The following is a 13,072-nucleotide window of genomic DNA, read 5'->3' on the forward strand; positions in this document are numbered from 1 at the left end:
TGTCAGGGACGTAGCATGACTCTGCGAGACTGAACGCATAAGTAGTGCGCGGAGGTTGCGCTGTGTTATTTGTGCGTGTGAGAGGCGATATTCGTGAAGGGAAGAAACTGTTTCGTCGTTTGTAAGATAGTGTTTGGGGATGAATAACCGGGGGGGCTGGCCGATCTGGCTTGAAAGGCGCACCGGCCAACGCCGGCGCGCCTTCGCGCTATTTCATGGAATCATCAAGAAGCAATGAGTTGCCGTAATACGTAATGCAGGATTCCCCCGGCCTTGAAGTATTCCACTTCATTAAGCGTGTCGATCCGACACAACACGTCGATTTTCTCCTGGCTGCCATCTTCACGGGTCAGGGTCAGTGGCAGGTTCATTCGCGGTTGCAGTTCGGTGCCGCTCAGTCCGCCGATACTCAGGGTTTCCCTGCCGGTCAGTTGCAGGCTCTTGCGGTTCTGGTCGAGCTTGAACTGCAAGGGCAGCACACCCATGCCCACCAGGTTGGAACGGTGGATACGCTCGAAACTCTCGGCGATCACCGCCTTGACCCCCAGCAGGTTGGTGCCCTTGGCGGCCCAGTCTCGGCTCGAGCCGGTGCCGTATTCCTGGCCGGCAATCACCACCAGTGGCGTGCCTTCGGCTTGATAACGCATGGCCGCGTCATAGATCGGCAGTTTTTCGCCGGACGGTACATGGAAGGTATTGCCACCTTCCTCGCCGCCGAGCATTTCGTTGCGGATGCGGATATTGGCAAAGGTGCCGCGCATCATCACTTCATGGTTGCCACGGCGTGAACCGTAGGAGTTGAAGTCCCGGGGTTCCACGCCCAGTTCGCGCAGATAACGTCCGGCGGGACTGTCGGCCTTGATATTGCCGGCGGGGGAGATGTGGTCGGTGGTCACCGAGTCGCCGAGCAGGGCCAGTACCCGTGCGCCTTCGATATCTTCGATCACCGGCAGGGGCCCGGCGATATTGTCGAAGAACGGCGGGTGCTGGATATAGGTCGAGTCCTTCTGCCAGACATAGGTGGCGGCCTGGGGGACTTCAATCGCCTGCCACTGGGCGTCGCCGGCGAAGACTTCGGCGTACTCCTTGTGGAACATGGCGGTATCGACCTGGGCCACCGCGTCAGCGATTTCCTTCTGGCTCGGCCAGATATCCCGCAGGTACACCGGCTTGCCGTCCTGGTCTTCGCCGAGCGGTTCGTGGCTGATATCGATGCGCACGCTGCCGGCCAGGGCGTAGGCCACTACCAGTGGCGGCGAGGCCAGCCAGTTGGTCTTCACCAACGGATGCACCCGGCCCTCGAAGTTACGGTTGCCGGACAACACCGAGGCGACGGTGAGGTCGGACTGGGTAATGGCTTTTTCAATCGGCTCGGGCAACGGCCCGGAGTTGCCGATGCAGGTGGTGCAGCCATAACCCACCAGGGCGAAGCCCAGTTCGTCGAGGTAGCGGGTCAGGCCGGCGGCCTTGTAGTAGTCGGTTACCACCTTGGAGCCGGGGGCCAGGGAACTCTTGACCCAGGGTTTGCGTTTCAGGCCTTTTTCCACGGCCTTCTTGGCCACCAGTCCGGCGGCCATCATCACGCTGGGGTTGGAAGTGTTGGTGCAGGAGGTAATGGCGGCAATGACCACCGCGCCATTTTTCAACCGGTAGGTTTGGCCTTCATAGCTGTAGTCGGCTTCACCGACCATATCCGCATTGCCCACCGCGACACCGCCGCCGCCTTCGCTTTCCAGGCGGCCTTCGTCCTTGTGCACGGGTTTGAATTGCAGCGCCATGAAGTCGTTGAAGGCTTGCGCGACATCCGGCAGCGACACCCGGTCCTGCGGACGTTTTGGCCCGGCCAGGCTGGCTTCGACACTGGCCATGTCGAGGGCCAGGCTGTCGCTGAAGGCCGGCTCATGGCCCGGCAGCCGCCACAGGCCCTGGGCCTTGCTGTAGGCCTCCACCAGCTTGACGGTTTCGCTCGGCCGGCCGGACAGGCGCAGGTAATCCAGCGTCACCTCGTCCACCGGGAAGAAACCGCAGGTGGCGCCGTATTCCGGGGCCATGTTGGCGATGGTCGCGCGGTCCGCGAGGGGCAGTTCGGCGAGACCATCGCCGTAGAACTCGACAAACTTGCCGACCACGCCTTTCCTGCGCAGCATCTGGGTCACCGTCAGCACCAGGTCGGTGGCGGTGATACCTTCCTTGAGCTTGCCGGTGAGCTTGAAGCCGATCACTTCGGGAATCAGCATCGACACCGGCTGGCCAAGCATCGCCGCTTCCGCCTCGATGCCGCCGACGCCCCAGCCGAGCACGCCGAGACCGTTGATCATGGTGGTGTGGGAGTCGGTGCCGACCAGGGTATCGGGGAAGGCATAGGTGCGGCCGTCCTCATCCTTGGTCCAGACGGTTCGGCCGAGGTACTCGAGGTTGACCTGATGGCAGATCCCGGTGCCCGGCGGCACCACGCTGAAATTGTCGAAGGCGTTCTGGCCCCAGCGCAGGAAAGCGTAGCGTTCGCCGTTGCGCTCCATTTCGATATCGACGTTCTCGCCGAAGGCCTGCGGCGTGGCGAATTTGTCGACCATCACCGAGTGGTCGATCACCAGGTCGACGGGGGAGAGCGGGTTGATCCGCTGCGGATCGCCGCCGGCCTTGGCCACGGCGGCGCGCATGGCGGCCAGGTCGACCACCGCCGGCACCCCGGTGAAGTCCTGCATCAGCACCCGGGCCGGGCGGTACTGGATTTCCCGGTCGGAGCCGCGGGTCTTGAGCCAGGCGGCGATGGCCTTGAGGTCGGCGCCGGTGACGGTCTTGTCGTCTTCCCAACGCAGCAGGTTTTCCAGCAGGACCTTGAGCGACATCGGCAGCTTGTCCAGGTTGCCGAGGGACTTGGCGGCATCCGGGAGGCTGAAATAGTGGTAGGTCTTGGCGCCTACCTCCAGGGTTTTAAGGGTTTTCAGGCTATCGAGGGAGGACATGAAATGACTCCTTGAGGCCCGCACGGCACGGGCCGGGTGGAACGAACAGAGCCTTAACGCTAGCTCCGATCGGGAAAACTGGCTAGTTACTGGACTCTATGGGCAGGTCCAAGGTTCCGAACTCGGCTATGATGCGCCGGTTTTAGTGACAGGCTGAGTTCAATGAACACCCTTTTTATGCATTGCCGTCCGGGCTTCGAAGGCGAAGTCTGCTCGGAGATTTCCGAGCACGCCGCGCGCCTGGACGTCCCGGGCTACGCCAAGGCCAAGACCAACAGCGCCTGCGCCGAGTTCGTCTGCAGCGACGACGACGGCGCCCGTCGTCTGATGAACGGCTTGCGTTTCGCCGAGTTGATCTTCCCCCGGCAGTGGGCGCGCGGGCGGTTTATCGACCTCCCGGAAACCGACCGTATCAGCGTGATCCTCGCTGAATTGGCGGCGTGGCCGACGTTCGGCAGCCTCTGGCTGGAAGTGGTCGATACCAACGACGGCAAGGAACTCTCGAACTTCTGCAAGAAATTCGAAGGCCCGCTGCGCAAGGCCCTGGTCCAGGCCGGCAAGCTGGTGGAGGACGCGCACAAGCCGCGCCTGTTGCTGACTTTCAAGAGCGGTCGGGAAGTCTTCCTCGGCCTGGCCGACGCGGACAATTCGGCGATGTGGCCGATGGGCATTCCCCGGCTCAAGTTCCCCAGGAGCGCCCCGAGCCGCTCGACCCTCAAGCTGGAAGAGGCCTGGCACCACTTTATCCCCCGCGACCAGTGGGACGAGCGCCTGCACAGCGACATGACCGGCGTCGACCTCGGCGCCGCGCCCGGTGGCTGGACCTGGCAACTGGTCAACCGGGGCATGCTGGTGACCGCCATCGACAACGGTCCCATGGCCGAAAGCCTGATGGATACCGGCCTGGTCCAGCATCTGATGGCCGACGGCTTCACCTTCAAGCCGAAACAGCCGGTGGACTGGATGGTCTGCGATATCGTCGAGAAACCGGCGCGCAATGCCGCCTTGCTCGAGACCTGGATCGGCGAGGGGCATTGCCGCGAGGCGGTGGTCAACCTCAAGTTGCCGATGAAGCAGCGTTATGCCGAAGTCCGGCGTTTGCTGGAGCGTATCGAAGAGGGCTTCAAGGCCCGTGGCATCCGGGTGGAGATCGGCTGCAAGCAGCTGTACCACGACCGTGAGGAAGTGACCTGCCACTTGCGTCGACTGGATGTGAAAAAAGCTAGATAATGCCGGCCTGGTTTCAGGAGTGAAGCATGACCCAACCCCACGACCCCGCCGTTGACGGCACCCTCGACGCCACCGGGCTCAATTGCCCGGAGCCGGTGATGATGTTGCACCAGCATATCCGCGACCTGGCGCCGGGGGGGCTGCTCAAGGTGATCGCCACCGATCCGTCGACCCGTCGCGATATCCCCAAGTTCTGCGTGTTTCTCGACCATGAACTGGTGGAGCAGCGCGAAGAGGCCGGTACCTACCTGTACTGGATTCGCAAGAAGCTCGACTAGGCCGTCGAGCGGCTCATCCGGATCCGCCTGCGCGCACTGCGTACCAGGCGGATCGAGAGCATCACCGCCGCGCACGACAATCCCACGATCAAACCCTGCCACAGCCCGCTCGGGCCACTCGGCGCACCCAGCCAGTCGGTCAAACCGAGGGCGTAGCCCACCGGCAAACCGATGCCCCAATAGGCGAACAACGTCAGGATCATGGTCACCCGGGTGTCCTGGTAACCGCGCAAGGCCCCGGCCGCCGTGACCTGGATCACATCCGAGATCTGGAACAGCGCCGAATACACGATCAGCATGGTTGCCACCTGGATCACCCGCGGATCGTTGGTGTAGAGGGTCGCCAGGTGTTCGCGAAACAGCAGCATCAGGCTCGCCGACAAACAGCCATAAGCCAGCGCCGTGGCCACTCCAACCCCAGCGGTAAAGCGCGCTTCACGGGGCTGTTCGCGGCCCAGGGCCTGGCCGACCCGTACGGTGATGGCCATGCTCAGGGAGTAGGGGACCATAAATACCAGCGAGCTGATGTTCAGGGCAATCTGATGCCCGGCCACCACCGTGGCGCCGAGGCTGCCGATCAACAGGGCGATCACCGAGAAGATGCTGGCCTCGGCGAATACCGCGATGCCGATGGGCAGGCCGATATTCAGCAAACGCTTGATCACCGCCCACTGCGGCCACTCGAAATGGCTGAACACCTGGCTCGGCCGATAGACCTTGGCCCAGCGCACCCAGCCGGCCATGCCGAACAGCATGCACCACATCACGATGGCCGTGGCCCAGCCGCAGCCCGGTCCGCCCATGGCCGGCACGCCGAAGTGCCCATAGATGAACACGTAGTTCAGCGGAATATTCAGCGCCAGCCCGCAGAGGCCCAGGACCATGCTCGGCCGGGTGCGGCCCATGCCGTCGCTGCAGCAGCGCAGCACGTGATAGAGCGCCACCGTCGGCAGGCCGGTACCGATGCCGCGCAGGTAGTCCATGCACGGGCCGATCAGTTCCGGGTCGACCTTCATCAAATGCAGGACCGGCTCGGCGTTGTAGAGGATCACGCCCGCCGCCAGGCCTACCACCAGCGCCAGCCACAGGGCCTGGCGCACCAGCGGGCCGATCTCGGCCGGGGTTCCGGCGCCATGGCGCTGGGCGACCTTGGGGGTGGTCGCCAGCAGGATGCCGGTCATCAGCAGGAACACCGGCACCCAGATCGAGTTACCCAGCGCCACCGCTGCCAGGTCGCGTGGGCTGACCCGGCCGGCCATCACCGCGTCGACGAAGCCCATGGCGGTATGCGCCAGTTGGGCAATGATGATCGGCAGGGCCAGGCCCAGCAGGTTACGCAGTTCCAGGCGGACCCGGGCCGGGCGACTCAGAGGCGGGGTGTCAGATGTTGCAGTGAGGCTGTTCACCGATGATGTATCCAGGCATGACGCGAAAAGCCGCCGATTCTACCTGTTGACGCAGGAGTCAGGTAATCGCCGGTTGTAGCTCATTTGTAAGGTCGAAGTTCCGCCAGGGACAGGAGGCTTGACGCTTGGCTGGCCCTCGGACGCTGACTGCGCCTACACTGCGCCCTTGCCCAAGGAGCCTGCCATGCTGATTGTTGCCGACGAAAATATTCCCCTGATCGATGCCTTCTTTGCCGGTTTTGGCGAGATCCGTCGCTTGCCGGGCCGCAGCATCGACCGGGCGGCGGTGGCCGAGGCGGATGTGTTGCTGGTGCGTTCGGTGACCCCGGTCAGCCGCGAGTTGCTTGAAGGCAGCCCGGTGCGCTTCGTCGGCACCTGCACCATCGGCACCGATCACCTGGACCTCGACTACTTCGAACAGGCTGGCATTCACTGGTCCAGCGCTCCCGGCTGCAATGCTCGTGGAGTGGTCGACTATGTGCTGGGCAGCCTGCTGACCCTGGCGGAAATCGAGGGCGCGGACCTTACCGCGCGCACCTATGGGGTGGTCGGCGCGGGTGAAGTCGGCGGGCGGCTGATCAAGGTCCTGCGCGGGCTGGGCTGGAACGTCCTGGTCTGCGACCCGCCGCGGCAGGCGGCTGGAGGCGGCGATTATGTCAGCCTGGAGCAGATCATCGAGCAGTGCGATGTAATCAGCCTGCACACGCCCTTGACCCGCACGGGCGAGCAACCCACCTGGCATCTGCTCGATCGCCGGCGCCTGGAGCAGCTCAAGCCCGGTACCTGGCTGATCAACGCCGCGCGCGGTCCGGTGGTGGATAACGCCGCGCTGCGCGAAGTGTTGCTGGCCCGCGACGACCTGCAGGCGGTGCTGGACGTCTGGGAGGCCGAGCCGCAAGTGGATGTCGCCCTGGCCGACTTGTGCGTACTGGGCTCGCCGCATATCGCCGGGTATAGCCTCGACGGCAAGCAACGCGGTACCGCGCAGATCTACCAGGCGTTCTGCGCCTTTCTCGACCAGGCTCCCACGGTCGGTCTCGATGAACTGTTGCCCAAGCCCTGGCTGGCGCAGGTCACCCTCAATGCCGGTAGCGACCCGGCCTGGGCCATGGCGATGATCTGTCGCGGGGTCTATGACCCACGACGTGACGATGCGGATTTCCGCCGCAGCCTGACCGGCAACGTGGCCGAGCAGAAGGTCGCGTTCGACCTGCTGCGCAAACACTATCCCGAGCGCCGGGAAATCGAAGGCTTGCCGGTGAAGATCAACGGCGACGACGAAGTGCTGCGCAAGCTGGTGTTGGCCCTGGGGGCTGTCCTGTTGTAGACGCAGGCATAAAAAACCCGGCAGCGAGGCCGGGTCAAGGGGGAGTTAGGGCTGTCAGTCTTGCTCAGCAGGCTTGACCAAGCGCTGTTCCAGTTCGCGGCAGGCGTCCTGGATCATTTCTTCGGTGATCGGCACTTCACGGCCCTGTGCGTCGATAATCGCGCAGCCCAATTTCTGCGGGCAGGGACGAATCACCGGAATCTGGTTGTTGCTGCTGTTTTGCAAATCCATGGCCTGTCTCCTCGCTCAGGTTTCGTCATCAGGTTCAACTAGAGATTATAAGCGTCGCATGACCAGCCTGTGACAACAGGCTACAAGCAGGGCCATGGAACCAGTGCAGCAGAAACCGCCCGTCACCGCCAGAGAGGCTTTAGACCAATACTTTCTAGGGATTAGCATGCACGGTCATAATTAATCCGATTGATTGCGTTTTGCATAAGTTCCTTCCCGGTTCGGTGTAGGCTCTGTCTTCGTCGCCCAACGGATTCCTTGCCCATGCTCTCTGCACGCCATCGCCGCGCCATTCGCCTGGCCAGTCGTTTTGTCGCCCCTTATCGCTGGCAGGCGGCCGGTGCCCTGGTGGCGCTGATCGTCACCGCCGCCATCACCTTGTCCATGGGCCAGGGTATTCGCCTGCTGGTGGACAAGGGGTTCATGACCCAGTCACCGCAGTTGCTCAACCAGTCCATCGGCTTGTTCATGCTGCTGGTCCTGGGCCTGGCGGTGGGCACTTTCGCGCGGTTCTACCTGGTGTCCTGGATTGGCGAGCGGGTGGTGGCGGATATTCGCCGGCAGGTGTTCAACCACCTGATCTACCTGCACCCGGGGTTCTACGAGAACAACCGCAGTTCGGAAATCCAGTCACGCCTGACCGCCGACACCACGCTGTTGCAGTCGGTGATCGGCTCGTCGCTCTCGCTGTTCCTGCGCAATGCACTGATGGTGATTGGCGGGGTGGTGCTGCTGTTTATCACCAACCCCAAGCTCACCAGCATAGTGGTGGTCGCCTTGCCGCTGGTGCTGGTGCCGATCCTGATCTTTGGTCGCCGGGTGCGTGGGTTATCGCGCCTGAGCCAGGATCGGATTGCCGATGTCGGCAGCTATGTCAGCGAAACCCTTGGCCAGATCAAGACCGTGCAGGCCTACAACCACCAGGTGCAGGACGAGCAGCGCTTTGCCGTGACCGTCGAGCAGGCCTTCGAGACGGCGCGCAAGCGCATCGTGCAACGGGCCTGGCTGATTACCTTGGTGATCGTGCTGGTGCTGGGCGCGGTGGCGGTGATGCTCTGGGTCGGCGGCATGGACGTGATGGCCGGGAAGATTTCCGGCGGCGAACTGGCGGCCTTTGTCTTCTACAGCCTGATCGTCGGCAGCGCCTTCGGCACCCTCAGCGAGGTGATTGGTGAGTTGCAACGGGCGGCCGGGGCCGGGGAGCGGATCGGCGAACTGTTGCAGTCGAGCAATGAGATCACCGCGCCGGTCGGCGGTGGTGTGAAGCTGGCCGAACGGGTCAGCGGCAACCTGGTGCTGGAGAATCTGCGCTTCAGCTACCCCTCGCGTCCGGACAGCCATGCTATCGATGGCCTGAACCTAACCGTCAGGGCTGGAGAGACCCTGGCCCTGGTCGGGCCGTCGGGGGCGGGTAAATCCACGATGTTCGACCTGTTGCTGCGTTTCTACGATCCACAACAGGGGCGCCTACTGCTCGATGGTCAGCCCTTGACCGAGCTGGACCCGCAGGACCTGCGTCGTTGCTTTGCGCTGGTTTCGCAAAGCCCGGCGCTGTTCTTTGGCAGCGTCGAGGAAAATATCCGCTACGGCAACCCGGCGGCCAGCGACGCCCAGGTCCGCGAGGCGGCACGTATCGCCCATGCCCACGAATTTATCGAGCAAATGCCTGATGGCTATCGCACGCACCTGGGGGATGGTGGGTTGGGGCTGTCCGGCGGCCAACGACAACGCCTGGCGATTGCCCGGGCGTTGCTGGTGGACGCGCCGATCCTGCTGCTGGACGAGGCCACCAGCGCCCTTGATGCCCAGAGCGAGCACTTGATCCAGGAAGCGCTGCCGAGCCTGATGCACGGCCGCACCACCCTGGTGATCGCCCACCGCCTGGCCACGGTGCAGAACGCCGACCGGATCGCGGTGATGGATCAGGGCAAGCTGGTGGCGATCGGCACCCACTCCCAGTTGATCGCGAGCAACCCGTTGTACGCGCGGCTGGCGGCGTTGCAGTTCAATGCGCGGGAGTCCGTGGTGCACGAGTGATGTGCTTGGACTTCCGGGTTCGGGCATTATGACGGGCCTTCGCCAGCCATCCCGGATGAGGATATGTCCCGCTATCAGCCGCCTTTGACCTTGACGGCCCGCATGTTTTCGCTGGTAGCCGGTATCAGTGAGCAACTGGGGCAGTTGTCGGCGGTGCGCAACGAACAGCTCACGCCACAACTGCGTCGCGGCAATCGCATTCGGACGATCCAGGCGTCGTTGGCCATCGAGAACAACACCTTGAGCCTGGAGCAGGTCACGGCGGTACTCGATGGCAAGCAGGTCCTGGGGTTGCCGCGGGAAATCCAGGAAGTGCGCAATGCCTTTGCGGCCTATGAGGCGATGCCGGATTGGCGCCCCGAGAGTCGAGATGTCGCGTCTTGAGCTGAACCATCGCGCGAGCTTTCGCAGCACTTATCTGGGACCGGCACTGGTGTCCGGGTGTGTGGAGATGACGGACCCGGACTCACCGCGCAGTCCTGCGCAGAAGTATCGGTTGACCGAGAAGGGGCGGGCCAGGGTTCGCCCTTGACCACCTGGCATCGGGACAATGCCAGACGGGATGTTCTCAAGGGCTGGGGACAGTCAGCGTTGCTGACTCAGCGGTATTCGCACAGATAAGCGGTGTCCACGGCGACTTTCAGCTGGAACTTGCTGTTGGCCGGTACGTTGAACTGGCTGCCGGTTTCGAAGGTTTCCCAGGTGCTGCTGTCGGGCAGCTTGACGGTCAGGGAACCGGAGATCACGTGCATGATCTCGCGCTGGGCGGTGCCGAATTCGTATTCGCCCGCGGCCATCACGCCGATGGTGGCGGCGCCTTCGGCTTGTGCGAAGGCAATCGACTTGACGGTGCCGTCGAAGTACTCGTTGACTTTAAACATGGGCGATTCCTCGAAATGAGCTGAAAAATTGGGCCGATCAGTATGCCCAAGGCGTTTTGCCTCGTCACGCGTTGAAGAGGGGTATTCAGTTCGGCAGGCTCAACGGCAGCAGGCGCGCGGTATTGCGTGCATCCTCCAGTGCCCGGTGCTGCTGGCCATTGAATTGCAGTCCGGCCAGTTGCAAGGCGCCGTTCAGGCCCAGCGGCCGCTCCAGGCGCCTTGCCTTGGCGAAGCGCTGCTTGAGGTTGATATGCGGCACCTGGCCCAGGGCACTCGACAGCCCGAGCTGTCGCCAGTCCTGTTCCAGCTGCCGACGGTCGTAGTCGCCCCAGCTGGCCCAGCCTTCCAAGCGCGTCTGGTGCTGGCCCAGCCAGCGCTCGAACAGCGGCCAGACCTCGCCCAGTGGCGCCGCACCGTCGATCTGCGCCTGGCTGATATGGGTCAGCTCGCGGCAGAAGAGGGTCAGCAGGGGACGGCGCAGGGGCCTGACAAAACGCTGGAAGTGGTCCAGCTCGCGGCCTTCACGGTTGACCAGGGTGGCGCCGATTTCGATGATTTCCATCTCGGCCAGCGGCCAGCCCCCATCATCCGTCGTGGCTTCCAGATCAATCACCAGCCAGTGGGGCATCTCAAGCTCCGAATACAGCATCCTAGTCGGACTCAAGCGTAGCCAAAGGCGCTTGATCCGCCTAGCGGCTTATTCGACTTCCAGCAGGATCTGGCGGTTTTTTACCTGATCGCCCTGGATAACCCGTACTCGCCGCACCACACCCTCCACTCCTGACTTGAGCGGATGCTCCATTTTCATGGCCTCCAGCACCAGCAGCAGCTGGCCTTTGCTGACCGGGCTGCCTTCGCTGACCAGTACCTGGACGATGGCGCCGTCCATCGGTGCTTGCAGTATGCCCGAGCCGATAGCGCCCGGTGCTTGCACGGGGGCGTGGGTACGATCGCGCAGGTGCAGGCTGCCGGGGCCGGTGCAAAGCCAGAGCTGGTCGCCGTCAAGGCGGTAGGCGTAGCGCCGGAGCACACCGTCGATCTGCACCCGTACCCAGCGTGCATCGCGCTCCAGTATCCGTAGTTCGACGCGCTCATCGGCTCGTTGAACCCGCAGTGCCGCGCCGGGACGATCGGTGAGCAACAGATCGAAGTGGCTGTCTTCCAGCGCCAGTCGACAGGGGCGCGGGACGCTGGCGGTGTTGCTCCAGCCCGACAGCCCGGGCGCATGTCGGTCAGCCGCCTGCCGATAGAACAGCGCGGCGGCCAGGGCCAGCTCCACCGTCGAGGGGACATAACTTGGGTGTTCACTGAAATGTTCGTCGATAAAGGCGGTACTGAATCGGCCTTCGACAAAGCGCGGATGTTTCAGCAACCGCACCAGCAGACGCTGATTGCTGGCAATCCCCAGCAGCACGCAATCCTCGACCGTCCGCAACAATTTGCGCCGGGCTTCTTCGCGGGTTGCGCCGTGGGCGATCAGCTTGCCCAGCAGTGGATCATAGAACGGGCTGATGGCGTCGCCCTCGACCAGGCCGTGATCGATCCGTACGCCCGCCATCGGTGCCGGTTCCCAGCCGAGGATCCGTCCGGTTTGCGGGAGGAAGTCCCGGGTCGGATCCTCCGCATACAGGCGCACTTCAATGGCATGGCCCTTGAACTCGACCTGTTCCTGGCGCAGCGGCAGCGGCAGGCCGGCGGCGACATTGATCTGCCAGGCCACAAGGTCCAGGCCGGTGATCATTTCGCTGACCGGGTGTTCGACCTGCAAGCGGGTGTTCATTTCCAGGAAATAGAACCGGCCGCTGGCATCCAGCAGGAATTCCACGGTGCCGGCACCGACATAGTTCACCGCGCGGCCGGCCTTCAGCGCCGCCTCGCCCATGGCCTGGCGCAGTTCGGCGGTCATCACCGGGCAGGGCGCCTCCTCGATGACCTTCTGGTGACGGCGCTGGATCGAGCAGTCCCGTTCGCCGAGATGGATCAGCTGGCCATGCTGGTCGCCGAACAGCTGGATTTCCACATGGCGCGGTTCGACCAGCGCCTGTTCCAGGATCAGTTCGTCGCTGCCGAAGGCGTTCAGGGCTTCCGAGCGGGCGGAGTGGAGCTGTTGCGCCAACTCCTCGGTCCGTTGCACCAGGCGCATGCCGCGTCCGCCGCCGCCGGCGCTGGCCTTGATCATCAACGGATAACCGAGGCGTTCGGCTTCGCGGGCGAGGGTCGCGTCATCCTGTTCCGCACCCTGGTAGCCGGCGATGCACGGTACGCCGGCGGCGAGCATGGCGATTTTCGACAGGCGCTTGCTGCCCATCAGGGCGATGGCGGCGGGGCTGGGGCCGATAAAAGTCAGGCCGGCGTCCAGGCAGGCCTGGGCGAAGGCGGCGTTTTCCGAGAGCAGGCCGTAGCCGGGGTGGAGCGCATCGGCACCGGTCTTGCGGGCGGCGTCGAGCAGGGCGGCGCTGTTCAGGTAGGACTGGGTGACCGGGGGCGGGCCGATGCAGACTGCTTCGTCGGCCAGTTGCACATGACGGGCCTGGGTGTCGGCTTCGCTGAACACGGCGACGGTGCGATAGCCCAGGGCCTGGGCGCCGAGGATGATCCGGCAGGCGATTTCACCGCGGTTGGCGATCAGGATTTTATGGAAGGCGGGCATGGGGAGATCCTTTGGTTGTGTGTTGCCAGTGATGCCGTCTTCGCTGGCAAGCCCTGCTCCTACAAA

Annotated in this window: 10 protein-coding genes and 1 pseudogene; 5 read left to right on the plus strand and 6 right to left on the minus strand. The window is 63.6% G+C overall.

Translation table 11 applies throughout. The annotated features are described in order from the left end of the window. Nucleotides 1-224: 224 nt before the first annotated feature. A complete protein-coding gene (acnA, locus tag M5C56_RS20130) occupies nucleotides 225-2,966 on the minus strand; it encodes an aconitate hydratase AcnA (RefSeq protein ID WP_247263289.1) in 2,742 nt (913 codons plus the stop codon). Nucleotides 2,967-3,128: 162 nt separating this feature from the next. Between acnA and rlmM the strand changes: the two genes are divergently transcribed. Both rlmM and tusA read left to right on the plus strand, forming a co-directional pair. Further along, on the plus strand, nucleotides 3,129-4,196 hold the full coding sequence (gene rlmM / locus M5C56_RS20135; RefSeq protein ID WP_103499688.1) for a 23S rRNA (cytidine(2498)-2'-O)-methyltransferase RlmM: 1,068 nt from the start codon (nucleotides 3,129-3,131) through the stop codon (nucleotides 4,194-4,196). Between the two features lie 26 nt (nucleotides 4,197-4,222). Then, entirely contained in the window at nucleotides 4,223-4,474 is a 252-nt protein-coding gene (gene tusA, locus M5C56_RS20140) for a sulfurtransferase TusA (RefSeq protein ID WP_103499689.1), read from the plus strand. On the opposite strand, the gene M5C56_RS20145 is transcribed toward tusA, so the two are convergent. Then, nucleotides 4,471-5,880, minus strand: coding sequence for an MATE family efflux transporter (locus M5C56_RS20145; RefSeq protein WP_103499690.1), 1,410 nt, complete (start codon nucleotides 5,878-5,880; stop codon nucleotides 4,471-4,473). The genes tusA and M5C56_RS20145 overlap by 4 nt on opposite strands. Nucleotides 5,881-6,064: 184 nt before the next feature. Here M5C56_RS20145 and pdxB point away from each other — a divergent pair, with 184 nt between their 5' ends. Then, entirely contained in the window at nucleotides 6,065-7,207 is a 1,143-nt protein-coding gene (gene pdxB / locus M5C56_RS20150) for a 4-phosphoerythronate dehydrogenase PdxB (protein ID WP_103499691.1), read from the plus strand. A 54-nt stretch (nucleotides 7,208-7,261) separates the two neighbouring features. Here pdxB and M5C56_RS20155 read toward each other — a convergent pair whose 3' ends face one another. After that, nucleotides 7,262-7,438, minus strand: coding sequence for a PA1571 family protein (locus tag M5C56_RS20155; protein ID WP_177103040.1), 177 nt, complete (start codon nucleotides 7,436-7,438; stop codon nucleotides 7,262-7,264). Nucleotides 7,439-7,696: 258 nt separating this feature from the next. Between M5C56_RS20155 and M5C56_RS20160 the strand changes: the two genes are divergently transcribed. Next, nucleotides 7,697-9,475, plus strand: a complete 1,779-nt coding sequence (locus tag M5C56_RS20160) for an ABC transporter transmembrane domain-containing protein (RefSeq protein WP_247263288.1) — start codon at nucleotides 7,697-7,699, stop codon at nucleotides 9,473-9,475. A 63-nt stretch (nucleotides 9,476-9,538) separates the two neighbouring features. After that, nucleotides 9,539-9,844 (plus strand): annotated as a pseudogene (locus M5C56_RS20165) (Fic family protein); the annotation flags it as partial. A 230-nt stretch (nucleotides 9,845-10,074) separates the two neighbouring features. On the opposite strand, the gene M5C56_RS20170 reads toward M5C56_RS20165, so the two are convergent. The 3 genes from M5C56_RS20170 to M5C56_RS20180 all read right to left on the minus strand — a co-directional run bounded on the left by M5C56_RS20170 (nucleotide 10,075) and on the right by M5C56_RS20180 (nucleotide 13,006). Beyond that, nucleotides 10,075-10,356, minus strand: a complete 282-nt coding sequence (locus tag M5C56_RS20170) for a pyrimidine/purine nucleoside phosphorylase (protein WP_100940553.1) — start codon at nucleotides 10,354-10,356, stop codon at nucleotides 10,075-10,077. A gap of 85 nt (nucleotides 10,357-10,441) precedes the next feature. After that, nucleotides 10,442-10,984: an exonuclease domain-containing protein gene (locus M5C56_RS20175; protein ID WP_103499702.1), complete on the minus strand. Its 543-nt coding sequence runs from the start codon at nucleotides 10,982-10,984 to the stop codon at nucleotides 10,442-10,444. A 69-nt stretch (nucleotides 10,985-11,053) separates the two neighbouring features. Further along, the gene (locus M5C56_RS20180; protein WP_103499693.1) at nucleotides 11,054-13,006 is read right to left on the minus strand and encodes an acetyl/propionyl/methylcrotonyl-CoA carboxylase subunit alpha; all 1,953 of its coding nucleotides are present in this window, start codon (nucleotides 13,004-13,006) and stop codon (nucleotides 11,054-11,056) included. Nucleotides 13,007-13,072: the final 66 nt, after the last annotated feature.

The organism is Pseudomonas sp. MWU13-2862 (genome assembly GCF_023242495.1).
Lineage (GTDB): Bacteria > Pseudomonadota > Gammaproteobacteria > Pseudomonadales > Pseudomonadaceae > Aquipseudomonas > Aquipseudomonas gingeri_D.

Excerpts from the sequence above, each read along its gene's own strand:
- M5C56_RS20175 (WP_103499702.1), bottom strand. The coding sequence starts at position 10,984 with ATGCCCCACTGGCTGGTGATTGATCTGGAAGCCACGACGGATGATGGG.
- pdxB (WP_103499691.1), top strand. The coding sequence starts at position 6,065 with ATGCTGATTGTTGCCGACGAAAATATTCCCCTGATCGATGCCTTCTTT.
- tusA (WP_103499689.1), top strand. The coding sequence starts at position 4,223 with ATGACCCAACCCCACGACCCCGCCGTTGACGGCACCCTCGACGCCACC.
- acnA (WP_247263289.1), bottom strand. The coding sequence starts at position 2,966 with ATGTCCTCCCTCGATAGCCTGAAAACCCTTAAAACCCTGGAGGTAGGC.
- M5C56_RS20180 (WP_103499693.1), bottom strand. The coding sequence starts at position 13,006 with ATGCCCGCCTTCCATAAAATCCTGATCGCCAACCGCGGTGAAATCGCC.
- M5C56_RS20170 (WP_100940553.1), bottom strand. The coding sequence starts at position 10,356 with ATGTTTAAAGTCAACGAGTACTTCGACGGCACCGTCAAGTCGATTGCC.
- rlmM (WP_103499688.1), top strand. The coding sequence starts at position 3,129 with ATGAACACCCTTTTTATGCATTGCCGTCCGGGCTTCGAAGGCGAAGTC.
- M5C56_RS20155 (WP_177103040.1), bottom strand. The coding sequence starts at position 7,438 with ATGGATTTGCAAAACAGCAGCAACAACCAGATTCCGGTGATTCGTCCC.